Here is a 22,428-nt window from a genome sequence, read left to right on the forward strand (position 1 = left end):
CCCGCCGGTGCCGGCCGGGCCGCCTCCTGGGAGCCGGGGTCGCGCCCGACCCGGCGCAGCGGGCCGATCCCGCCCCTGCCCGGCACCGTGCCACCGCGCCCCGGCACGACGCCGTCCGGTCGACGTCCCCGTCCCGCCCCGCGGCCGTCGTCGCCCCGCCGGCGCCGTGTCGTCCGTGCCGCCGTCGCACTGGCCGGCGTCGTGGGCCTGGTCGTGCTGTACCACCTGGGCCTGTACTTCTATGTGGACCAGAAGATCGGTCGGGTCGAGGCGCTGGCGGTCGACGGGCCCGAGATCCTCGCCGCGCCGCTCCAGGAAGCGTCCGAGACCTACCTCGTCGTCGGCACCGACGTGCCCGGTCAGGACGGCGTGGGTTCGGTGACCACCCTGCTGGCGTCGGTGTCGGCCGATGGCGAGCGGGCCGCGCTCGTCGCCCTCCCGCCGAGCGCGCTGGTCGACACCCCGTTGTGCCGGACGGCCGACGGCGAGCTGCGCAGCCCGACGACGGAGGCCTTCGCCCGCTCCCTGCTCGACGGCGGTCCGGCGTGCATGGTGCGCGCGGTCCAGCAGCTGTCCGGTGTCCGGATCGACCACTACCTCGGCGTGCGGCTCGACAAGCTGCCGGGGATGGTCGACGCGCTCGGCGGGGTCCCGATGTGCATCCTGCCGTCGCGCGCCACCGCGTCCGCGGCAGCGCCGCCTCCCGCCGGCCTCTCCGACCTCGACGGCGAGGCGGCCTCCGGCTACCTGCGGCCCGGTGGTGACGGCTCCGACGTCACCGGTACCGCCGTGGCCGAGCGCGCCCAGCGGCTGCTCACCTCGACCCTCCGTGCGGCGATGTCCAGCGACGTGCTGCTCGACCCGCCCAGCCTGACCCGGTTCCTCAGCCGGGCCGCGGATGCGCTGACCGTCGACGAGCAGACGACGCTGGGCGACCTCCGGGCGCTCGCGGACTCGCTCGGGGACGTGTCGGGCGACGAGGTGGTCCGGGTGGGCCTCCCGGTCGCGCAGGCCGGCTACGTCCCCGCCGGGAGCGAGGAGTCCTTCGTGCTGCTCGACGGCGCGGGGGTGCGGACGCTGTTCGACTCGGTCATCGACGGCAGCCGGGTGCCCGAGGGCTTCGCAGTCGAGGCGGAGGCGCCGGCCGAGGAGGGCGCCGTCGAGCAGCCCCCACCGGCCGAGCCGGGCATCGGCGTGCTGCCGCCGGCCGAGGTGGGGCTCGACGTGCTCAACGGGACCGGGACGACCGGGCTGGCCACCCAGGTGGCGGATCTGCTGCGCGCCGAGGGCTTCGTCGTGGACGAGGTCGGCAACGCCGAGGGCACGGTCAGCCAGTCGGTGGTCCGGCACGGCCCGGGCATGGTGGCGCAGGCTCGCACCGTGGCCGCCGCGGTGCCGGGCGCCGTGCTGCAGGCCAGCGACGACATCGGCGAGAGCGTGCAGCTGGTGGTCGGTCCGGGCTTCTCGTCGGTCGTGCCCGTCCCGCCGCCCGCGCCCGCCCCTGTCCCGGAGGCTGTCCCGGAGGTGCCGGATGCCGCCCCGGTGAGCTGCGGCTGATCGCGCCTATCCGAAGCGGCCGGAGATGTAGTCCTCGGTGGCCTTCTGGTCGGGGTTGCTGAAGATCTTCTCGGTCGGGTTGAACTCGATCAGCCGGCCGGGCTGGCCGACGCCGTTGAGGTTGAAGAAGCCGGTGGACTCGCTCACCCGGGCCGCCTGCTGCATGTTGTGCGTGACGATGACGATCGTGTAGTCGTCCTTGAGCTCGGCCATCAGGTCCTCGATGGCCAGGGTGGAGATCGGGTCCAGCGCGGAGCACGGCTCGTCCATCAGCAGCACCTCGGGCTCCACCGCGATGGCGCGGGCGATGCACAGCCGCTGCTGCTGGCCACCGGACAGGCCCGAGCCGGGCCGGTCCAGCCGGTCCTTCACCTCGTTCCAGAGGTTCGCGCCACGCAGCGACTTCTCGACCAGGTCGTCCAGGTCGGCCTTCTTCATCTTCTTGTTGTTGAGCCGGATGCCGGCGGCGACGTTGTCGTAGATCGACATCGTCGGGAACGGGTTGGGGCGCTGGAAGACCATGCCGATCTGCCGGCGCACGTCCACCGGGTCGACGTCGGAGCCGTAGAGGTCCTCGCCGTCCATGACGACCTTGCCCTCGACCCGCGCGCCCGGCAGCACCTCGTGCATCCGGTTGAGCGAGCGCAGGAAGGTCGACTTGCCGCAGCCCGACGGCCCGATGAGCGCGGTGATGCTGCGCGGCTCGATGGAGATGGAGACGTTCTCCACGGCGCGGAAGGCGCCGTAGTAGATGCTGAGGTCGGAGACGTCGATGCGCTTGGCCACGTGTGGTGTCCTCTGGGTCGGGCCCGGTCAGCGACCGGTCTTGGGAGCGAACAGACGGCTGATCAGGCGTGCCACGAGGTTGAGACCCATCACCAGGATGATGAGGATCAGCGCCGCCGTCCAGGCGCGGTCGATCGCGAACTCCGGCGGCACGCCGGGCTGGGTGAGCTGGTAGTAGGCGTAGACGGGCAGGGTCGCCATGCGGCCGTCGAAGGGGTTGAGGTTGGTCGCGTTGGTGATGCCGACGGTGACCAGCAGCGGCGCGGTCTCACCCACGACGCGGGCGATCGCGAGGGTCACCCCGGTGCCCAGGCCGGCGATCGCGGTGGGGATGACGACCTTCACGATCGTCCGCCACTTCGGGACGCCGAGGGCGTAGGAGGCCTCGCGCAGCTCGTTCGGCACGAGCTTGAGGACCTCCTCCGCGGAGCGGACGACGACCGGGATCATCAGCACCGACAGCGCGGTCGCGCCGACGATGCCGAGGCGCACGCCCGGGCCGAGGATCGAGGCGAACAGCGCGTAGGCGAACAGGCCGGCCACGATCGACGGGATGCCGGTCATGACGTCGACCATGAACGTGATCGCGCGCTTGAGTCGCCCGGTGCCGTACTCCACCAGGTAGATCGCGGTGAGCAGGCCGATCGGCACCGAGATCACCGTGGTCAGGGCGGTGATGACCAGCGTGCCGATGATCGCGTGGTACGCGCCGCCCCCCTCGCCCACGACACCGACGAGGGAGTAGGTCAGGAACTCGGTGTCGAGCCGCTTCAGCCCCTGCCTGAGCACCTCGACGACCAGCGAGACCAGCGGCACCATCGCGATGCCGAAGGCGCTGACGACGACGCAGGTGACCAGCCGGTCGGTGGCCCGCCGGGGCCCCTCGACGCGGCGGGAGGCGAGGTACAGGGCGAGCGTGCCGAGGACGACGGTGTAGACGACGACCGTGGCTGCGTTCAGCGCGGTGAGCAGGCCGAGGAGCACCGCGCCGGCCGCGCCGAGCACGAAGCACGCGACAGGGACCCAGCGGGGCAGCCGTCCCCGGCCTGCCGAGACGCCGGCCACGGGGGTCTTCGTGGGGGGCGTGATCAGCTGGCTCATCAGTTGGCTCCGGAGAAATCGGCCCGGCGGTTGACGATCCAGCGCGCCAGTGTGTTGACCAGCAGGGTGATGAGGAACAGCGCCAGCCCGCTGGCGATGAGCGTGTTGACGGCCAGGCCCGAGGACTCGGGGAAGGTCAGCGCGATGTTCGCCGCGATGGTCGACGGGTTGCCGCTGCTGATCAGGTTGAAGGTGATGCCGCCGGAGACCGAGAGCACCAGCGCGATCGCCATCGTCTCGCCCAGGGCGCGGCCCAGGCCCAGCATGGCCCCGCCGATCACGCCCGAGCGGCCGTAGGGGATCACCGTCATCCGGATCATCTCCCAGCGGGTCGCCCCCAGGGCGAGCGCCGCCTCGCGCTGCAGCGCCGGCGTCTGCCCGAACACCTCGCGGGCCAGCGCGCTGATGATCGGCAGGATCATGATCGCCAGGACGAGCCCGGCCGTCAGCATGGTGCGGCCGGTGGAGGAGGTCGGCCCGGCGAACAGCGGGATGAAGCCGAGGTTGTCCTCGAGCCACCGGTAGAACGGCACGAGGGTGGGCGCGAGCCAGGCGATGCCCCAGAAGCCGTACACGATGCTCGGGATCGCGGCCAGCAGGTCGACGACGTAGCCGAGGGCCTGCGCGATCCGCCGCGGCGCGTAGTACGTGATGAACAGGGCGATCGCCACGGCAAGCGGGGTGGCCACCACGAGCGCGATGACGGCGGAGATCAGCGTGCCGAAGATCAGCGGCCCGACGTAGGCGACCAGCCCCTCGCCACCGGGCAGGTCCTCGGCGGGTGCCGTGAGCGCCGGGACGGACTCCAGGACGAGGAAGGCGGCGACCCCGGCCAGGATGACCAGGATCGCGATGCCCGCGGTCCGGGCGCTGCCGGAGAAGATCCGGTCACCGAGCCGGCGGACGGGCCGGTGCTGCTGCTCAGGGGGGTGGGTGGTGGTCACCGCTGCTCCGTCTGCTGGAGGCCGATGGGGGCGCTGCCGGCGGCCGGGTCCGGCCGGCGGGCGTGCGTCAGCCCGGGACGTCGCGCGACGTCCCGGGCTGACGGAGTGGGGTGGTCGATCACCGAGGGGTCAGGCCACCGCGGTGATCGCGTCGATCGCGTCCTGCGCCTGCTCGCGCAGCCCGTCGGAGATCGGCGCGGAACCGGCCGCGTCGGCGGCGGCCTGCTGGCCCTCCTCGCTGATCACGTAGGACATGAAGTCCTGGACCAGGTCGGCGGTCTCCTGGTCCTCGTACTCGATGCAGCCGACGTGGTAGCTGATCAGCACGATCGGGTACTCGCCGGAACCGGTGGTGTCGCGGTTCAGCTCGATGGCGAAGTTGTACTCGCCCTCGTCGCCGGCGCGCTCGCTGTTCTCGACCACGGCGGCCGCTGCCTCGGCAGTGGGCGTGACGAACTCGTCCCCCACGCGGATGTTGGCCACCCCGAGGTCGCCGGCCTGGCTGAGGTCGGCGTAGCCGATCGAGCCGTTGCCCGCCTTGACCGCGCTGACCACGCCCGAGGTGCCCTGCGCGGCCTCGCCACCGGAGACGGCCCAGTCACCCGAGGGCTCGTGCGGCCACGCGTCGCCGGCCGCGGCGGCCAGGTACTCGGTGAAGTTCTCGGTGGTGCCGGACTCGTCGGACCGGTTGACCGGCGTGATGGCCTGGTCGGGCAGCGTGGCGTCCGGGTTGTCGGCGGCGATCGCCGGGTCGTTCCAGTTCGTGATCTTCTGGTCGAAGATGCCGGCGACCGTCTCGGGGGAGAGGTTCAGCTCCTCGACGCCCTCGAGGTTGTAGACGACCGCGATGGGCGAGATGTAGTTCGGCAGCTGGAAGACGCCGCTGTCGCCGCAGCGCTCGGTCGCCTCGGCGAGCTCGTCCTCCTTGAGCGCGGAGTCCGTCCCGGCGAAGTCGGTGCCGCCGGCCAGGAATTGCGACCGGCCGCCACCGGAGCCGACCGGGTCGTAGTTGACGGTGACGTCGGGCTGGACGCTGGAGTAGCCGGCCGCCCACCCCTGCATGGCCGCCTGCTGGGCGCTGGCGCCGGCGCCGACGAGCTCGCCCCTCAGGCCGTTCCCGGAGTCGTCGCCTCCGTTGCTGCTCCCGGACTCGTTGGCGGCGCCGCACGCGGTGAGCGCGAGGGTGGTGGCCAGCGCCACCGACAGGGTGGTGGCGCGCGACTTCGTGCTGAGCTTCAACTCTGAGCCTCTCGACCGAGCCCGTGACCGGGCAGCGATGAACCGTCGCGAAGGACGCTAGGGAGCCGAGGTGGACGAATCCGGCGGCGGAGGTGAACGGCGGGTGAATGCTCCTCGAGCGGGGGGGCACGGAGGGTGGGCCAGGCCACATCGACTCGGCGAACGGTGGCGTGGCGGCCTGTTCATAACGGTCCGGTAACGGTACGCACGGGGGTTGCGCAGCCGACTGCCCCCACCGTCAGGCGGGTTCCCGGTGCCAGGAGACGTCGACAGCGGAGCGGGTGAACCCCCGGCTCTCGTACAGCCGGACGGCGGCCGCGTTGTCCTCCTCGACGTAGAGGAGCACCTCGTCCAGGCCGCGGCCGCGCAGGTGGGCCAGCCCCAGCTCGGTCAGCGCGGCACCGAGCCGCAGGCCCTGGGCATCCGGGTCGATGCCCAGGACGTAGATCTCGCCGACCGGCTCGGGTCCGGCGTCCCCGGCCGGGTGCACCTTGGTCCAGTGCGAGCCGAGCAGGGTTCCGCCGTCGTCGGGATCGCCCCGCCAGGCCATGAGGAACCCCGCCGGGTCGAACCACGGCTCGGCCTGCCGGAGCTCCAGGTCCGCCCGGGTCATCCGGCCCTGCTCGGGGTGCCAGGCGAAGGCGCGGGCGTTCACCCGCAGCCAGGCCTCCTCGTCGCGGCCCGGGCGGAACGGCAGCACCCGGACGTCGCCGGGTAGTTCGGGCCGCGGAGCGGGGTCGACACCGTCCAGCGGCATCCGCATCTGCAGCAGCACCCGGGCGCGCTCGAAGCCGTGCGGCGCCAGCAGCTCCGCGGAACCCGGTAGGTCGCCGTGCGCCCACACGTCCAGCGGCCGGTCACCCGCCACCTCCAGCAGCTGCCGGAGCAGCGCGCGGCCGTGTCCCCGCCGGCGCCGGTCCGGGTGCACGGCCCCCTCGGCGGAGCCGTCGTCCAGGCGTGCGTAGCCGGCGAGGCCGCCGTCGTCGGCGCGGACCACGAGGTCGGTGCCGCCGGGTGCGCGGTGCTGGAGCCGCAGGCGGGCGTCCTCGGACACCGGCTGCACGCCGTCGGCCGCCGCGGCGGCCTCCAGCAGCGCGAGCACCTCGGGTACGTCGACGTCGCTGCTCACCCGGTCATCAGACCAGCTCGGCGTCGGTCCTGTCCTCCGCGGGGGCGGCGGTGGCGTCGGCCGCCTGCTTGTCGAGCTTGTAGCCGACGTTGCGCACGGTGCCGATCAGCGACTCGTGCTCGATGCCCAGCTTGGCTCGCAGCCGCCGCACGTGGACGTCGACGGTGCGGGTGCCGCCGAAGTAGTCATAGCCCCAGATCTCCTGCAGCAGCTGCGCCCGGGAGAAGACCCGTCCCGGGTGCTGGGCCAGGTACTTGAGGAGCTCGAACTCCTTGTAGGTCAGGTCCAGCGGGCGGCCGCGCAGCTTGGCGGAGTAGCTGTGCTCGTCGATGACCAGCTCGCCGGCCTGGGTGACCGCGCTGTCGGCGCCGTCGGCGGGCGGCGCCGCGGCGAGCCGACGGGCGGTGGCCCAGCGGAGCCGGGCGTCGACCTCGGCCGGCCCGGCGGTGTCCAGCAGGACGTCGTCGACACCCCAGTCCGCCGACAGCGCGACCAGGCCGCCCTCGGAGAGGACGGCGACCAGCGCTGCCGCCACGCCGGTCGTGGACAGCAGGCTGCACAGCGCCCGCGCGCCGACGAGGTCGTGGCGGGCGTCGACGAGCACGACGTCGCCCGACTCCCCGTCGAGCAGGCTGGACAGCTCGGGCGCGACCACGTCCACCTGGTGACCGAGCAACCCCAGGGCGGGCAGCACCTCGGTCGTCGCCTGCCGCGCCGCCGTCATGAGCACGAGCCGCATGTCGTCTCCTCGAGGTCTCCCACGACGCGCAGCCGTGGTGGGCCGTCGACGACGCTGTCGAGGTGAGGCAGCACGATAGCCGACGGCGGCCCGGCGGCGCCCGTGCCTCCCCCCGTGCTGGGGACCGGCGGCGGCACGCCCACCCCGCTCGTCGCGCGGTTCGGACGGTCGACGTCTGCCACCATCGACCCGTGACCAGCACCGCTCCGACGTCCTCCCTGGCGGCACGGGAGCACCACCTGCCGGCGGCGGCGTGCGCGGTGGTGGCAGTGGCCCTCCTCGTGGGGTTGCCCGAGGTGCTCGACCAGACGGGGCGGCTGGCCGCGGTGCTCGTGGTGCAGCTCGGGCTGGTGCTCTGCTGGGTGCTCGCCACCGGCAGCCAGGGCTTCTCCGGCTCGCTCGCGGTGGGCGCAGCGGCCGCCGTCGCCGCGGACCTCGCGCTCGTCCTGCCCGAGGATCCCGAACTCGGCTCGCTGCTGGCCGTGTTCGGCGTCGGCTTCCTGGCCGTGGTGCTGCAGCAGATGCTGCGCCGGCCGCCGCGACAGGACCTGGTCGCCCACCTGTCGGGCTCGGTGCTCCTCCTGGTCGCGGTCACCGCCCTGGGCTCCCTGCTGCTGCTCGGCGGCACCGAGGCCGGCGCCGAGCGGGCCCTGGTGGCGCTGGTGGCCGTGGGCGCGGCGCTGGTCGTGGGGCACCTGGTCGATCTCGTCGTGCCCCGGCCGCGGCTGGCCGACGGCGTGCCGCGCGGACTCCTCGGCCTGGTCGTGGCGGTCCTGGCCGGCGTCGGGGCGGCGTACCTGGCCGCCACGACCGGGGACGCCCTCGACGCGCAGCGCTCGCTCGTCCACGGCCTGCTGATCGGCGGCGTGGCGGCGGTGTCGGGTGTGGTGGCCAGCTACCTGGTGGTCGAGGCGACGACGCCCGCCGAGGAGGACGAGGACGAGGACCAGCGGTGGTCCCCCCTGATCCTCCCGGTGATCCAGGTGGCGCTCCCGCTGGCCGCCTGCGCACCGCTGGCCGTGGCTCTGCAGTCGGCCCTGTGAGGGCACTCCTCGTCACCGTCGTCCTGCTCGCCGGTGTGCTGCTGCTGGCCGACCGGGTGGCGGTCGGCATCGCGGAGAACCGCATCGCCGGCGAGCTCGCGGACAGGGGAGGGCTGGTCGGCGAGCCCGACGTCGACATCGGCGGGTTCCCGTTCCTCACCCAGGCGCTCTCCGGGCGCTACGACGACGTCCGCCTCTCCCTGGCCCCCGGCCAGCTCGCCGAGACGCCGGACACCCGGGCCGATGTGGCGCTGCGCGGCGTGCGGCTGCCGCTGTCCGACGTGCTGTCCGGCTCTGTGCGGCAGGTCCCGGTGGACCGGATCGACGGCACCGCCACGATCTCCTACGACCTGCTCGCAGCGCAGCTCGGCGGGGACGCGCGCATCGAGCCGGAGGGCGAGGGCCTGCGGGTCAGCCGGACCGTGGAGGTGCTGGGCTACACGCTGCCCGTCTCCGCGGCCGGCACCGTCTCGCTGGACGGCGACGAGCTGGTCATCGACGTCGAGCAGGCGTCCGGCGCGGGCGTCGAGATCCCGGGCTTCCTGGTGCGCCAGGTGAGCGACCTGCTCGACCTGCGCTACACGGTCGCCCTGCCCTTCGGGCTGCAGCTGACCGACGTCGCGCCCGCCGCGGACGGCGTCGAGGTGCGGGTCGAGGCGACCGATGCGGTGCTGAGCGCCGAGTAGCCGCCCCGCCGCCGTGGAATACCCGACCGGACCGATCGGGTTGCGCAGGTCGATGGAGACGGTCGGGATCACCGTGCTCGCCCTGGCGCTGGCCGCCACGGCGCTGGCGGTGTGGTGGCAGCGCACCCGGGACGGCGCTGTCCGCTCCCGTCCTCGGGAGGAGGAGCGGATGGCTGCGGACACGGCGGCGTTCGAGCGGCTCGGGGTGTGCCCCGGCGATGCCGAGCTCACCGTCGTCCAGTTCTCCACCGCCTTCTGCGGCCCCTGCCGGGCGACCAAGGCGCGGCTGGCCCAGCTGCAGACCACCCGGCCCGACCTCGCCGTGGTGCAGGTCGACGCCGAGAGCCATCTCGACGAGGTGCGCGCGCTGGACGTGCGGCGCACGCCGACGCTCTTCTACCTGGACAGGTCCGGAGCCGTCGTGGGCCGCAGCAGCGGGGCGCCGCGGCCCGACGAGCTCACCGCCCTGGTGGATGCGCACGTGGGGGTCGCCCGGTGATCCGCTACCCTCGCGCCGTGGGCATCCTGCTGACCTCGCGCCGCACAGTTGACCTGTGCCGCGTCGGCAGCTGCCTGTGTCCGACCTTCTGAGGTCGGCACCCGACCGACCAGACGCGCCCCGTCCGCCGTCCGAAGGTCCTCTCTCCGCAATGACTGCACCCCTGTCTCTCGTCGACGTGCGTGCCCCCCGGTTCGCCGCGGCGGTCACCTCGCTCGTCCTCGCCGTCGCGCTGCTCACCGGCAGCGGCTGGCTGGTCGCCGCCCAGGCCGTCGTCTTCGCCATCGGCGCGGCGGCCGGCCTGCGCTTCTCGCCGTACGGCCTGCTGTTCCGCACCCTCGTCGCCCCCCGGCTGGGCCCGGTCCGCGACCGCGAGCCCGAGGCGCCGCCGCGGTTCGCCCAGCTCGTCGGCCTGCTGTTCGCCGTCGTGGGGGCTGCGGGCTACCTGCTCGGCGCGCCGCTGCTCGGCGCCGTCGCCACCGGCCTCGCCCTCGTGGCGGCCCTGCTCAACGCGGCCACCGGCTTCTGCCTGGGCTGCGAGCTCTACCTCACCGTCCGGCGGGCGCTGCCCGCCCGCACCGCCTGACCGAACACCCGACCCCGCACGACCGAACACCACACGACCGAACACCACACGACCGAACACAAGGAGCCATTCCCATGAGCCGCAACGACGTGCTCGTCACCGCCGACTGGGTCCAGGAGAACCTGGGCCAGCCGGGCATCGTCCTCGTCGAGGTCGACGAGGACACCAGCGCCTACGACGGCGGCCACATCGAGGGCGCGGTCAAGCTGGACTGGAAGCAGGACCTCCAGGACCCGCTGCGCCGCGACTACCTCGACAAGTCCGCCTTCGAGGCGCTGCTGTCGGCCAAGGGCATCAGCAACGACGACACCGTGATCCTCTACGGCGGCAACAACAACTGGTTCGCCGCCTACGCGTACTGGTACTTCAAGATCTACGGCCACCGCGACGTGAAGCTCATGGACGGCGGCCGCAAGAAGTGGGAGCTCGACGGCCGCCCGCTGTCGAAGGACGACGTCCAGCGCCCCGCCACCGACTACAAGGCGTCCGAGCCCGACCTGTCGATCCGCGCCTTCCGCGACGAGGTCGTGGCCGCGATCGGCAACCAGAACCTCGTCGACGTGCGCTCGCCCGACGAGTTCTCCGGGAAGATCCTCGCCCCGGCGCACCTGCCGCAGGAGCAGTCGCAGCGGGCCGGCCACGTGCCCACCGCGATCAACATCCCGTGGAGCAAGGCCGCCAACGAGGATGGCACGTTCAAGAGCGACGAGGAGCTGGCTGCGCTCTACGGCGAGCAGGGCTTCGACGACAGCCGGGACACCATCGCCTACTGCCGGATCGGCGAGCGCTCGAGCCACACCTGGTTCGTGCTCAGCGAGCTGCTCGGCAAGAAGAACGTCAAGAACTACGACGGCAGCTGGGTCGAGTACGGCTCGCTCGTCGGCGTCCCGATCGAGAAGTGAGCTGACCCATGTGCGGAGCACCGAAGCAGGGCGGCACCCTCGCGGGGATCGACCTGAGCACGCAGACAGTGATCCAGGGCCAGGTCTGGCACGACGGGGCGCCGGTGGCCGGCGCCTACGTGCGCCTGCTGGACGGCACCGACGAGTTCACCGCCGAGGTGGTCACCAGCCCCGAGGGTGAGTTCCGGTTCTTCGCCGCCCCCGGCACCTGGAAGGTCCGGTCGCTGGCCTCGGTCGGCAAGGGCGAGCGGTTCGTCGATGCCGAGGTCGGCCTCAACGAGACGACCGTCGTCCTCGACTGACGAGAGACCCCCTCCGCCCACCTCCCTGCTCTCGGGGTGGGACCCGGGAGGGGCCTAAGCGATCCCCGGAGGCAGCCGGTTCGGCCCCGCCTCCGGGGGTCGCGGCCTGTCCTCGGGATAGGTGCGCACGGCGACGACCGCGACGTCGTCCTGTCCGGCGTCCGGGACCAGCCGGGCGAGCACCGTGTCGAGCAGCTCGTCCAGCGGCTTGCCGCCCAGGTCCCGGAGGCTCCCCTGCAGCCGGACCATGCCCTCGTCGAGGTCGCTGTCCCGGCGCTCGACCAGGCCGTCGGTGACCAGCAGGAGGGTGTGCCCGTCCTCGAGGTCGACGGCGTGGTCGCGCCGGGCCGCTGCGGGGTCCACGCCGAGCATCAGGTCCGGTTGCGTCTCCAGGACCTGCGACGTCCCGTCCGGGGCGAGCAGGACGGGCGGTACGTGACCGGCGTTGCTCCAGCGGAGCACCCGGCGGCCGGCTACCGGCGCGTCGGGACGACGCTCGATGCGGGCGAGAACCGCGGTGGCCAGCGTCGCCACCGCCAGCCCGTGCGCCGTCCTGTCGACCCGGGACAGGGTCGCGGCGGGTGGCTCGTCGTTGTCGAACGCCAGCGCACGCAGCAGCCCGCGCAGCTGGCCCATCGCCGCGGCGGCCGCGCTGCCGTGACCGACGACGTCACCGATGGCGAGCATCGTGGCGCCGTCCGGCTGCAGGAAGGCGTCGTACCAGTCGCCGCCCACCTGGGCGAGATCCCCGGCGGGTTGGTAGCGGACGGCGACGTGCAGGTGGTCGGGCTCGGGAGGTGGGGTGAGCAGTGCCTGCTGCAACCTGTCGGACAGCGCCCGCGCCGCGGCGGCCTCCTGGGCCAGCCGGTCGATCTCGGCCGCCTGCTGCGCCGCCGCGCGGCGCTCGGTGAGGTCGCGGAAGGACACGACCACGCCGCTCACCCGCCCGTCCTCCACGGTCGGGACGGCGATCAGCTCGACGGGTACCGCGCTGCCGTCCTTGCGCCAGAACACCTCGTCGTCGGCCACCACCGTGCGGCCGTCGTGGAGGGCCCGCCAGACGGGGCACTCCTCGCGGGGGTACGGGCTGCCGTCGGCGCGGTGGTGGTGCAGGAGGGCGTGCTGGTCCTCGCCCTTCTGATCAGCGGGCGGATACCCGGTGATGCGAACGGCGGACGGGTTGACGAACTCCACCCGGCCCTCGGTGTCCAGCCCGTAGATGCCGTCGGCGACGTTGGCCAGGACCCACTCGTAGCGGGCGATCGCGCGTGCGAGCTCCTCCTCCGGCGTCCGCACGCGTACCTCCGTTCCGCCCCGGCCGTGCCGTCCGCCGCGTCGGTGCGCCGGTGCGCCGGTTGCCGCCCGGAAGCCTAGCTGCGGACCTCGTCCACCTCCGGTGAGCGCCGGCGCCGGTGGCGGACCTGCCACACGAGCGAGAGGACCGCCGCGACCGCCAGCGCGGCGCCACCACCCCAGGTGGCGGCGTCGTAGATGGCCTCGCCCGGGTCGCCCGCCGGGAGGGCGGCGACGGTGCCGGTGACGGCGGCCACGGTGCCGAGCAGCACCCACGGCCACCGGCGTCCGGGCGGGCCGCAGGGGCGGGGTGGCGTGCGGCGCCACCACAGGACCAGCCAGCCGAGCAGGACCAGGCCGCCGACGACGCTGAGCAGGTACTGCAGCCAGCGGTACCCGGGCATGACCCCCCACTGCTCGGCCAGCGCGGGGAAGACCTCGGGCCCCCACCGGCCCCGGTGGGTGAACTCGTCCCAGAGCACGTGCGTGGCCGCGCCCACCGCGAACGCGAGCAGGGTCCAGCCGACCCGCGCCGGGGAGGCGAGCCGGGCGCGCAGCCCGAGCGGCACGGTGGTCAGCCGCGCCCGCAGCGCCGCCGGAGCGGCCCGCACCGCCGGCCGGGCCAGCAGCCCGTGCCACACCGCCCACGCGGTGAACGCGAGGACCACGTTCGTGGTGACGACGGCGGCCGCCGTGTGCGTCGGCCAGCGCTGCTCGACCGGCAGGTAGAAGAGCAGGTCGGGGGCGACGCTGCCGGCGACGAGCGCTGAGGCGGGCAGCGGGGTGCGCAGGAACGGCAGGACCGCCGCCGCGTGGCTCGGGGTGAACGGCATTCACGAACTGGGCAGCGGAGCGGTCACCCCTCGATGATGCCCCTCCCTCGAGTTGATCATCGTCTCGGTGCTCGCCGGCCCGCCGTGTCCTGCCGTGTCGCGGGCACCCGGACGATGATCAACTCGGGAGGGCGCGGCCGGCACCGCGCGAGCCGGGTCGGCGCCGCGTCACTACCGTGGCGGCCATGTTTGCTGCGTGGGTCCTGGCCGGCCTCGCTGCGCTGGCCGCGGTCTCGTGCGGTGTCGGCGCCGCGCGCCTGGCCCGCCGTCCGCGGACGGCCCGGCGATGAGCGGCGAGACGGAGCTGCCGGTTCCCGACACCGCCGACGTCCGCAGTGGGCCGGAGGTCTCCGACGCCCTGCTCTCGGTGCTGCCGCTGCTCGGCGAGTGGCACGGGGAGGGCGTCCTGGCCGGCGACGTGGCCGGCGCCGACGCCGACGTGAGGTTCGGCCAGTGGGTGCGGTTCAGCCACGACGGCCGGGGCTTCCTCGCGTACGACTCCCGGACCTGGCGGCTCACCGACGACGGGCAGATCGTGGGGCCCGCGGCCCGCGAGACCGGTTTCTGGCGGCCCCGCGGTGACGGTGACGAGGTGGAGCTGCTCGTGGTCGGTGCGGACGGCGTCCTGGAGCTCTACGTCGGCGCCGCCCGGACGACGACGAGCTGGGAGCTGGCCACCGATGTCGTCACCCGCACCCCCGACGCACCCGAGGTGACCCGCGCGGTGCGCCTCTACGGCATCGTCGAGGGTGCGCTCATGTACGCCGTCGACCGCGCCGTGGGTGAGGCCCCGCTGCGACCGACGATGTCCGCCCGGCTGGAGAGGATCCGATGACCGCCACCCCGACGAGCCCGCCGTCCACGCCCCGGCAGGTGGCCGACGCCTACGTCGCCGCGCTCTGCGAGCAGAACCCGCTGCTGGCGACGCACCTGGGCGTGGCGCCCGACGAGGACCGGTTGCCCGACCTCTCCCCGGAGGGGATCGCCGCCGAGACGGCCCTGGTCCGCGACACCCTGGCCGAGCTCGACCGGGTGCTGGCCGCGGACCCGGCGCTGGACGACGACCCGCTGGAGCGGCGTTGCGCCCGACTGCTGCGCGAGCGGCTGACCGCCGACCTCGACGCGGACGCGGCCGGGGAGAGCTACCGGTCGCTCAACATCCTGTTCTCCCCCGTCCACTCGATCCGCCAGATCTTCAGCCTGATGCCGTCGGCGACCGACGAGGACTGGGCGGTGATCGCCCGCCGCATGGCCCGCGTCCCCGAGGCCTACCGCGGATACCGGGCCACCCTGGAGGAGGGCGCGCGGCGCGAGCTGCTGGTGGCGCCGCGCCAGGTGCGCACGGTGGTCGAGCAGCTCGACGAGTGGCTGGCCGGCCCGTACTTCGCCTCGTTCGTCGGCGCGGGACCCGAGGGCCTGCAGAACGAGCTGCAGGCGGCCGCCACGGCCGCCGACGCCGCGGTGGCCGAGATGCGCGACTACCTGCGCGACGAGTACGGCCCGCGCGCCGAGGGCGTGCCCGACGCCGTCGGCCGCGAGCGGTACGCGATGGCCGTCCGCCGCTGGACCGGCTCGGACCTCGGTCCGGACGGCGGGCTCGAGGAGGCCTACGCCTGGGGATGGGCCGAGCACAAGCGGATCCTCGCCGAGCAGCGGATCGAGGCCGACCGCGTGCAGGCCGGCGCGACGCCGATGGAGGCGATGCGGCTCCTGGCCACCAGCGGCCCGGCGGTCGAGGGCGTCGAGGAGATCCGCGTCCGGCTGCAGGCGATGATGAACGAGGCGATCGCCGAGCTGGACGGCACGCACTTCGACCTGGCCGAGCCGATCCGGCGGGTCGAGGCGATGATCGCGCCGCCCGGCAGCGCCGCGGCGCCGTACTACACGCGGCCCTCGCAGGACTTCTCCCGGCCGGGCCGGACCTGGCTGCCCACGCTGGGGCGCACCCGGTTCCCGCTGTGGGACCTGGTGTCGATCTGGTACCACGAGGGCGTTCCCGGCCACCACCTGCAGCTCGCGCAGTGGGCCTACGTCGCCAAGCAGCTGTCGACGTACCAGACCTCGGTGGGCTCGGTGAGCGCGAACGCCGAGGGCTGGGCGCTCTACGCCGAGCGGTTCATGGACGAGCTCGGCTACTTCCGCGACCCGGGCACCCGGCTGGGGTTCCTCGACGCCCAGCAGCTGCGCTCCGTGCGCGTGGTCATCGACATCGGCATGCACCTGCAGCTGCCGATCCCGGACGACGCCGAGGGCGCGCTGGCCGAGCACCGCGGGCAGCCGTGGATCCCAGACCTGGCGCGGGCCTTCCTGGGCGAGAACTCCGGCGCGGCGCTGGCCTTCCTCGACAGCGAGCTGGTGCGCTACCTGGGGATCCCGGGGCAGGCGATCGGCTACAAGCTCGGGGAGCGGGCGTGGCTGGCCGGCCGGGAGAAGGCCCGCCAGGCGCGCGGGGACGCCTTCGACCTGAAGGCGTGGCACATGGCCGCGCTCTCCCAGGGGTCGCTGGGTCTCGACGACCTCGAGGCCGAGCTCGCCCAGCTCTAGCTGCTGCGTCCGGGGCCGTCCGGGGCGTCGTACGGCAGCGGGTTCACCGGGTCGGCGTCCCAGGTGACGCGCTGGTCGGGCGGCACGGCCGCGGCCTCGAGCCCGGCCGTGGTCAGCAGGTCGGTGACGCAGGCCGCCGAGCCGCCCACGTAGGTGGTCACCAGGTCGATGTCGGTGGCCACGAACCAGGCACGGTCGGCCGGCCACCACAGCGACGCGCTCTGCTCGCTGGGCTCCTCCGCCAGGTTCGCCGCTGCGAGGTCGAGCGGTCCGCGCAGCAGCCAGTGCTCCCGCGCGGGAAGGTCGAGGGTGGGCGCGTCGGCGACGACGGTCCCCCACCCGGACCAGACGCCGAAGACGACGTCGTCGGGGCTCGTGGTGTGCCGGCGGAGCACGTCGATCAGCGGCCCGGCCACGGTCACCGGGAGGTGGCCGCGCGCCGGCGCCTGCTCCCACAGGGGTGACTGGTCGGCCTCGTCGAAGAAGTCCATCGACCCGGTGATCGACCCCCACTCCATCGCGGGGTGGGCGACCGTCCGGTTGGCGGCGGCGACCTGCGCCCAGCGGACGTCCACGTCGTCGTCGCCGACGTAGTGGACGGCGGGGTGGAAGACGCGGGCGTACCCGTCGAAGACGACGGGGACGAGCGAGCCGACGACGTGCTCGCCGAAGGGGCGCAGCGCGGGGGCGATCCAGGCCCCCGGGGAGACGTCGACCTCGAGGGGACGCCCGGCGAAGTGCACGGGCTCGAACCTACCCAGGGAACGGACAACCCCCGGGCTGCTCCGCGGCGCCCACCCTCGGGAGAGGAGGCAGCACGCGGGCCGACTGGACAAATGTCGGCGGCCCGGGGGTCGGGTGACTGTCCGGTTCTCGCTCGCCGCCGTACGACGGACGGGCGATCTGCCGTCGCCCAGGCTCCGCCGCGAATGCGCAGAGCCTGAACGGGCGGCCCATCTGGACGGCGGCTAGCGGACAGCCACCTCACGAGTCCTGTAGCTCATCAAGTTACGGACCACCTCCTCTCTCGTGTACGAGGACGGTACGTCGGCGCCGAGAGCTCCGGCAACCGAGAAAATCAGCCGTCGGCGAACGGCCTGGTCGGGCGGCCGGGGGGCGGTGCCCCGCGCCAGTCCGGGTCGTGCTCGGCCTCGTCGTCGACGGTCGGCCAGTTCGCCGGCGGAGGGCCGATGTCCTCGGGCAGCTCGTAGACGTCGGGGATCCCGTCGGCATCGACGTCGACCAGCTCCTCGGCGGCGATCGCCCGGTACCGGCGGTTGCGTAGCCGGAGGATCACCGCGGCGATCGCGGCCGCGAGCAAGGTGCCCGCGAGGATGCCGACCTTCGCGTGGTCGTAGCTCTCGCTCTCCGCGCCGTAGGCCAGCTCGGTGATGAGCAGGGAGACGGTGAAGCCCATCCCGCCGAGCAGCGCGAGACCCACGACGTCGGGCCAGCCGAGGTCCTCGTCCAGCTCCGCGCGGGTGAAGCGGGAGACCAGCCAGGTGGCGCCGGTGATGCCGATCGCCTTGCCGGCGACCAGCCCGACGATGATGCCGATCGCGATGCTGTCGCCCAGCGACTCGCCCAGACCGGACAGGCCGCCGATCGCGACCCCGGCGGAGAAGAACGCGAACACCGGGACCGCGAAGCCGGCCGACAGCGGACGCAGCCGGTGCTCGAAGTGCTCGGCGAGCCCCGGCCCGGCGTCCGGTCCACCGGCAGCCTCGCTGCGGACGACGGGCACGGTGAAGGCCAGCAGCACGCCCGCGACGGTGGCGTGCACGCCCGACTCGTGCATGAGTGCCCAGGTGAGCGCGGCCAGTGGCAGCAGCAGCCACCAGGAGCGGATCCGGCGCTGCACCAGGAAGCCGAACAAGGCGAGCGGCAGGAGGGACAGCAGCAGGGCCGGAACGTTCACCGCCGCGGTGTAGAAGACCGCGATGACCGCGATCGCCAGCAGGTCGTCGACCACGGCCAGGGTGAGCAGGAAGGTGCGCAGCGCGGTGGGCAGGTGGGTGCTGATCACGGCGAGGACGGCGAGCGCGAAGGCGATGTCGGTGGCCGAGGGGATGGCCCAGCCGCGCAGCGCCCCGTCGGGCCCGCCGAGGTTGATCAGCACGAAGAACAGCGCCGGGACCGCCATCCCGCCGACGGCGGCGGAGATCGGCAGGGCCGCGCGCCGCGGGTCGCGGAGGTCACCGGCGACGAACTCGCGCTTGAGCTCCAGCCCCGCGACGAAGAAGAAGATCGCCAGCAGGCCGTCGGCCGCCCAGGTGCCCAGCGTCAGGTCGAGGTTCAGCGCGGCGGGCCCGACCCGCGTGTCCCGCAGCGACTCGTAGGCCTCTGCCCAGGGCGAGTTGGCCCAGATCAGCGCGATCAGGGCGGCGACCAGCAGCAGCGCCCCACCGACGGTCTCCCTGCGGAGGACGGTGGCGATGCGCTGCGCCTCGGGCCACGAACCGCGGCCCAGCAGGCGCGTCGAGGGGGGCTTGGTCACGGGGGCGGCTCCGAAGCGGGGATCGACGAAGGAACTGCCGACCAGACTTCCCGGCGCACCGTCGGGCCACGCTACCCGTCGAGCAGCTCCCGGATCCGGGACGTCAGCCCCGTGTCCCCGCGCCGCACGCCGTCGACCGTGTGCACGCGCACGGCGCCGCGGACTCCGGAGAGCAGCCAGACGGCGTCGGCGGCGTGCAGGTCGTCGACGGTGCCTGCGGTCCGCGCCGTGGGCCAGCCGGCCGCTTCCGCCCGCTCGAAGAGCCGGGCCACCGTGGTGCCCGCCAGGATCCCGGTCTCCAGGGGTGGGGTGTGCAGCGATCCTCCGGCCGCCCAGACGACCGTCGACGTCGGGCCCTCGAGCAGCCGCCCCTCGAGCGAGGTGAGGACGACGTCGTCGGCACCGGCCCGGGCGGCGTGCCGGTAGGCGGCCATGTTCACCGCGTAGCTCAGCGTCTTGGCGCCACCCAGCAGCCACGGCGCCCGCGCGCGGAAGTCCGCCGGCACCCCGAGGCAGAGGCTGACGACCGAGACGCCGTCGGCCCGCTGCCGGAGCGTCTCGGCGGGCACGGGAGCGAGCAGCGCCAGCGCGGTGGGTGGGGCGCCGTCCCCGGGGCCGCGGGTGAGCAGCAACCGCAGCACGCCCTCGGTCGCGGCGGGCCAGCCGGACACGACCGCGTCGACCAGGGCGCGCCAGGCGTCGTCGCCGGGGGAGGGGATCTCCAGCAGCTCCGCCGACCGGGCCAGCCGGGCCAGGTGCGCGGCGAGGTGCGGCGTCGCGCCGTCGACGACCGCCACCGACTCGAAGGCGCCGTCCCCGCGCACCAGGCCCTGGTCCGCGGCGGTCACCACCGGTTCGCCGGCCGGGACGGTGACGGCCCGGCCGTCCCGCCAGATCGCGACGCTGCGCTGCTCGGTCACCGGTCCAGCCTGCCCGACGGCGGGCATAGGGTCGCGGCATGGGGCACGACGGCCAGGCGGCAACGGGCGGAACGGGCGAGGGCGCGCATGCCGACGTCGCCGCACCGCTCGCCGAGCGGCTCCGCGAGCACGGGCTGCGCCTGACGCCGCAGCGCCGCCGGGTGCTCGCCGCCGTCGCCGCGCTCGAGCACGCCACCCCGGAGGCGATCGGGGCGCGGCTGCGCGACGAGGCCGGTCCCGGAGGCACCGCACCCGACGCCTCGACGATCTACCGGAACCTGGAGCTGCTCGAGCGGCTGGGCCTGGTGTGGCACACCCACCTGGGGAAGGGCGCGCCGATCTACCACGCCGCCGAGCACCCGCACCCGCACGTCGTCTGCGCCTCCTGCGGCGAGATCGCCTCCGCCGCGCCGGACCTGCTCGACGCGGCGGCGGAACGACTGGCGGCCGAACTGGGTTTCACCGTGGACGTGGGTCACGTCGCCCTGTCCGGAACCTGCCGGACGTGCCGTGAACGAGCTGGATCGGAGCCATCGTGAGATCACCCCTGCTGTCCCGCCCGGGCGCCGTCGCCGTCGAGGAGCCCGCGGAGACCGCCCGCATCGTGGCCGCCCACTATGGCGACCCGCTGCGCGAGCAGCGGCTGCTCGCCGAGGGCGCGGGGCTGGTCGACCGCAGCGACCGCGACGTGCTCGCCGTCCCCGGCGCCGACCGGCTCTCCTGGCTGCACAGCCTGACCAGCCAGCACCTCGAGCGGCTGGGCGACGCCAGCGGCAGCGAGGCGCTGGTGCTCTCCCCGAACGGGCACGTCGAGCACCACCTCGTGCTGGCGGAACTGGACGGCACGACGTGGGCCGACGTCGAGCCCGGCACCGGCGCGGCCCTGCTCGGCTTCCTCGAGAAGATGCGCTTCATGCTCCGCGTCGAGCCCCGGCTCGAGCCGGACCACGCGGTGCTCTCGCTGGTCGGCCCGCGGGCGCTCGAGGTGCTCGGTGCGGCCGGCCTCCCCGCGCCGGCGGTCGAGCACGCGGTCGAGTCCCTGGCCGAGGGCGGCTTCGCGCGGCGGATGCGCCCGATCGGCGACGGCGGCGCGCTCGTCATCGACCTCGTCGTGCCGCGAGACCAGGTCGGCGCGCTCGCCGACCGGCTGCTCGCCGCCGGCGCCGGCCTGGCCGGGCTGACCGCCTACGAGGCGCTGCGCGTCGAGGCCCGCCGCCCCCGGCTGGGCCTGGACAGCGACCACCGCACCATCCCCAACGAGCTGGAATGGCTCACCAGCGCCGTCCACCTGGACAAGGGCTGCTACCGCGGTCAGGAGACCGTCGCCCGGGTGCACAACCTGGGCCGCCCGCCCCGCCGGCTGGTGCTGCTGCACCTCGACGGGGTCAGCGAGGACCTCGCCGAGCCGGGGACGCCGGTCACCGCCGGAACCCGCGCGGTCGGGCGGCTCGGCACCGTCGCGCGGCACCACGAACTGGGCGTCATCGCCCTGGCGCTGGTCAAGCAGTCGGTCACGCCCGACACCGCCCTGACGGTGGGCGGATCGGCCGCGGCGATCGACCCCGACGACGTGGTGGACGAGATCGACGACACCCGGGCCGCGGCGCGCGACAGGATCCGCGCCCTCCGGTCTGCGACGATGCCGCGTGCGTGACGCGCGGCTGACCGCCGGTCCGCGCGAACGCTCGAGCGCATCGAGTGCCCTGGAGGCAGACACGTGAGTCCGAAGCCCGCTCCCGCCGGGGGCGCCGCCGTCGACGCCCTGCTGGAGCCCGCCTTCCTCGAGGACGCGGTGACGCGGCCGATGGCCGAGGTGCGGGCGCTGCGCCGCGAGGCGGAGCAGGAGGAGGTCAACCTCTCCTACACCCGGCGGCTGCTGCAGGGGCGCCTGGACATCGTCCGCCGGGAGATGCAGCGCCGGGCCGAGGACGACGGGCGGTCCCTGGTCGACCTGCTGCCGGAGATTCTCGCCGAGAAGGGCCGCGGCCCCGCGCACGGCCTCGGCCGGCACCAGACCGTGCAGCCGGCCAACCCCGACGAGTACGAGTCGTGGGTCAACTCGCTGACTCCGGGGGTCGACCTCTCGTCGATCACCGGGCTCACCGACGCGAAGCTGGAGCGGGCCGCCAAGGCGCTCGCCCAGGCCGAGACCGGGCTGTCGGAGCGCCGGCGCGGGGTCCAGCAGGTCATGGACGCCCTCGCCGCCGAGCTCGGCCGCCGGTACCGCGACGGCGAGGCCGACGTCGCCGCGCTGCTCGCCGACGAAGGCCGATGACGCCGGACACGGTCAATCCGGTCCTGGTCGAGGTCGAGCGCTCGGGCTTCCTCGAGTCGGTGCACCGCGGGTCGCTGGTCGTCCTGGGGCCGGACGGCGACGTGCGGTTCGCCGCGGGCGCCGTCGACCGGCCGGTGCTGCCCCGCTCGTCGAACAAGCCGGTGCAGGCGACCGCGCTGCTCGCCGCCGGCTGGACGCCTGGCTCGGGTGCCGAGCTCGCCATCGGTGCGGGGTCGCACAGCGGGGAGGACGGCCACCGCGAGCTCGCGCTGGCGATGCTCGCCGGTGCGGGCCTGACCGCCGGGCACCTCGGCTGCCCGCCGGCCCTGCCGGGGCACGAACCCACCCGGGCCGCCTGGCTGGTCGAGGGCCGGGCGCCGGAGCGGCCGGCGATGAACTGCTCCGGCAAGCACGCGGCGATGCTCGCGGCCTGCGTGGCCGCCGGCTGGCCCGTCGAGGGGTACCTGGAGCGCGCGCACCCGCTGCAGCAGGCGATCGAGGCGCGGCTGGCCGAGGCGGCCGGGGAGCCGGTGACCGCCGTCGTCGTCGACGG

At 74.2% G+C, this 22,428-nt stretch carries 24 protein-coding genes; 13 read left to right on the forward strand and 11 right to left on the reverse strand.

The features are described 5' to 3' along the window. Positions 1 to 1,557 (forward strand): LCP family protein (locus A6V29_RS03285; RefSeq protein WP_137158969.1); only part of this gene is annotated, 1,557 nt, incomplete at its 5' end. Between the two features lie 6 nt (positions 1,558 to 1,563). Here the strand turns inward: A6V29_RS03285 and pstB are convergent. From pstB to A6V29_RS03315, 6 genes are all read right to left on the reverse strand, one after another. Next, positions 1,564 to 2,343, reverse strand: coding sequence for a phosphate ABC transporter ATP-binding protein PstB (gene pstB / locus A6V29_RS03290; RefSeq protein WP_137158970.1), 780 nt, complete (start codon positions 2,341 to 2,343; stop codon positions 1,564 to 1,566). 27 nt (positions 2,344 to 2,370) lie between these two features. Then, on the reverse strand, positions 2,371 to 3,444 hold the full coding sequence (pstA, locus tag A6V29_RS03295; protein ID WP_137158971.1) for a phosphate ABC transporter permease PstA: 1,074 nt from the start codon (positions 3,442 to 3,444) through the stop codon (positions 2,371 to 2,373). After that, positions 3,444 to 4,388, reverse strand: coding sequence for a phosphate ABC transporter permease subunit PstC (gene pstC, locus A6V29_RS03300; protein WP_137158972.1), 945 nt, complete (start codon positions 4,386 to 4,388; stop codon positions 3,444 to 3,446). Before pstC ends, pstA begins: the two co-directional genes overlap by 1 nt. A 129-nt stretch (positions 4,389 to 4,517) precedes the next feature. Beyond that, the gene (pstS, locus tag A6V29_RS03305; protein WP_137158973.1) at positions 4,518 to 5,627 is read right to left on the reverse strand and encodes a phosphate ABC transporter substrate-binding protein PstS; all 1,110 of its coding nucleotides are present in this window, start codon (positions 5,625 to 5,627) and stop codon (positions 4,518 to 4,520) included. A gap of 238 nt (positions 5,628 to 5,865) precedes the next feature. Continuing rightward, positions 5,866 to 6,756, reverse strand: a complete 891-nt coding sequence (gene mshD / locus A6V29_RS03310; protein ID WP_137158974.1) for a mycothiol synthase — start codon at positions 6,754 to 6,756, stop codon at positions 5,866 to 5,868. Between the two features lie 7 nt (positions 6,757 to 6,763). Continuing rightward, a complete protein-coding gene (locus tag A6V29_RS03315; RefSeq protein ID WP_137158975.1) occupies positions 6,764 to 7,495 on the reverse strand; it encodes a winged helix-turn-helix transcriptional regulator in 732 nt (243 codons plus the stop codon). 191 nt (positions 7,496 to 7,686) lie between these two features. Between A6V29_RS03315 and A6V29_RS03320 the strand changes: the two genes are divergently transcribed. The 6 genes from A6V29_RS03320 to A6V29_RS03345 all read left to right on the forward strand — a co-directional run bounded on the left by A6V29_RS03320 (position 7,687) and on the right by A6V29_RS03345 (position 11,513). Then, positions 7,687 to 8,538, forward strand: coding sequence for a hypothetical protein (locus A6V29_RS03320; protein WP_137158976.1), 852 nt, complete (start codon positions 7,687 to 7,689; stop codon positions 8,536 to 8,538). Then, positions 8,535 to 9,224 carry an LmeA family phospholipid-binding protein gene (locus A6V29_RS03325; RefSeq protein ID WP_137158977.1) on the forward strand — a complete coding sequence of 230 codons (690 nt, stop codon included), beginning with the start codon at positions 8,535 to 8,537 and terminating at the stop codon, positions 9,222 to 9,224. Before A6V29_RS03320 ends, A6V29_RS03325 begins: the two co-directional genes overlap by 4 nt. Positions 9,225 to 9,237: 13 nt before the next feature. Further along, positions 9,238 to 9,723, forward strand: coding sequence for a thioredoxin family protein (locus A6V29_RS03330; RefSeq protein WP_249932976.1), 486 nt, complete (start codon positions 9,238 to 9,240; stop codon positions 9,721 to 9,723). Between the two features lie 151 nt (positions 9,724 to 9,874). Beyond that, complete coding sequence (locus tag A6V29_RS03335; protein ID WP_137158978.1) at positions 9,875 to 10,309, forward strand: DUF4395 domain-containing protein; 435 nt, start codon at positions 9,875 to 9,877, stop codon at positions 10,307 to 10,309. A 74-nt stretch (positions 10,310 to 10,383) separates the two neighbouring features. Beyond that, positions 10,384 to 11,211, forward strand: a complete 828-nt coding sequence (locus tag A6V29_RS03340) for a sulfurtransferase (RefSeq protein ID WP_137158979.1) — start codon at positions 10,384 to 10,386, stop codon at positions 11,209 to 11,211. A gap of 8 nt (positions 11,212 to 11,219) precedes the next feature. Next, positions 11,220 to 11,513: a DUF1416 domain-containing protein gene (locus tag A6V29_RS03345; protein ID WP_137158980.1), complete on the forward strand. Its 294-nt coding sequence runs from the start codon at positions 11,220 to 11,222 to the stop codon at positions 11,511 to 11,513. A 54-nt stretch (positions 11,514 to 11,567) separates the two neighbouring features. Here the strand turns inward: A6V29_RS03345 and A6V29_RS03350 are convergent, their stop codons facing one another. Both A6V29_RS03350 and A6V29_RS03355 read right to left on the reverse strand, forming a co-directional pair. Next, the gene (locus A6V29_RS03350; protein WP_249932977.1) at positions 11,568 to 12,809 is read right to left on the reverse strand and encodes a PP2C family protein-serine/threonine phosphatase; all 1,242 of its coding nucleotides are present in this window, start codon (positions 12,807 to 12,809) and stop codon (positions 11,568 to 11,570) included. 74 nt (positions 12,810 to 12,883) lie between these two features. Next, positions 12,884 to 13,639, reverse strand: coding sequence for a DUF4184 family protein (locus tag A6V29_RS03355; protein ID WP_137158982.1), 756 nt, complete (start codon positions 13,637 to 13,639; stop codon positions 12,884 to 12,886). 286 nt (positions 13,640 to 13,925) lie between these two features. On the opposite strand from A6V29_RS03355, the gene A6V29_RS03360 reads away from it, so the two are divergent. Both A6V29_RS03360 and A6V29_RS03365 read left to right on the forward strand, forming a co-directional pair. Further along, positions 13,926 to 14,474 (forward strand): heme-binding beta-barrel domain-containing protein, encoded by a 549-nt coding sequence (locus A6V29_RS03360; protein WP_137158983.1) that lies wholly within the window; start codon positions 13,926 to 13,928, stop codon positions 14,472 to 14,474. Continuing rightward, positions 14,471 to 16,183 carry a DUF885 domain-containing protein gene (locus A6V29_RS03365; RefSeq protein WP_137158984.1) on the forward strand — a complete coding sequence of 571 codons (1,713 nt, stop codon included), beginning with the start codon at positions 14,471 to 14,473 and terminating at the stop codon, positions 16,181 to 16,183. The genes A6V29_RS03360 and A6V29_RS03365 overlap by 4 nt, the downstream gene beginning before the upstream one ends. Here the strand turns inward: A6V29_RS03365 and A6V29_RS03370 are convergent. The 3 genes from A6V29_RS03370 to A6V29_RS03380 all read right to left on the reverse strand — a co-directional run bounded on the left by A6V29_RS03370 (position 16,180) and on the right by A6V29_RS03380 (position 19,600). Continuing rightward, on the reverse strand, positions 16,180 to 16,926 hold the full coding sequence (locus A6V29_RS03370; RefSeq protein ID WP_137158985.1) for a hypothetical protein: 747 nt from the start codon (positions 16,924 to 16,926) through the stop codon (positions 16,180 to 16,182). The two genes, A6V29_RS03365 and A6V29_RS03370, sit on opposite strands and share 4 nt — an antisense overlap. Before the next feature lie 335 nt (positions 16,927 to 17,261). After that, on the reverse strand, positions 17,262 to 18,680 hold the full coding sequence (gene nhaA / locus A6V29_RS03375; RefSeq protein ID WP_137158986.1) for a Na+/H+ antiporter NhaA: 1,419 nt from the start codon (positions 18,678 to 18,680) through the stop codon (positions 17,262 to 17,264). 71 nt (positions 18,681 to 18,751) lie between these two features. Beyond that, complete coding sequence (locus A6V29_RS03380; RefSeq protein ID WP_137158987.1) at positions 18,752 to 19,600, reverse strand: aminotransferase class IV; 849 nt, start codon at positions 19,598 to 19,600, stop codon at positions 18,752 to 18,754. 38 nt (positions 19,601 to 19,638) lie between these two features. Between A6V29_RS03380 and A6V29_RS03385 the strand changes: the two genes are divergently transcribed. From A6V29_RS03385 to A6V29_RS03400, 4 genes are all read left to right on the forward strand, one after another. Further along, a complete protein-coding gene (locus tag A6V29_RS03385; RefSeq protein WP_137158988.1) occupies positions 19,639 to 20,139 on the forward strand; it encodes a Fur family transcriptional regulator in 501 nt (166 codons plus the stop codon). Then, positions 20,136 to 21,254, forward strand: a complete 1,119-nt coding sequence (gene ygfZ, locus A6V29_RS03390; RefSeq protein ID WP_137158989.1) for a CAF17-like 4Fe-4S cluster assembly/insertion protein YgfZ — start codon at positions 20,136 to 20,138, stop codon at positions 21,252 to 21,254. Before A6V29_RS03385 ends, ygfZ begins: the two co-directional genes overlap by 4 nt. Positions 21,255 to 21,317: 63 nt before the next feature. Continuing rightward, a complete protein-coding gene (locus A6V29_RS03395) occupies positions 21,318 to 21,875 on the forward strand; it encodes an RsiG family protein (RefSeq protein ID WP_137158990.1) in 558 nt (185 codons plus the stop codon). Further along, positions 21,872 to 22,428 (forward strand): asparaginase (locus A6V29_RS03400; protein ID WP_137158991.1); only part of this gene is annotated, 557 nt, incomplete at its 3' end. The genes A6V29_RS03395 and A6V29_RS03400, both read left to right, overlap by 4 nt.

Source organism: Blastococcus sp. CCUG 61487 (genome assembly GCF_005222955.1).
Classification (GTDB): Bacteria; Actinomycetota; Actinomycetes; order Mycobacteriales; family Geodermatophilaceae; genus Blastococcus.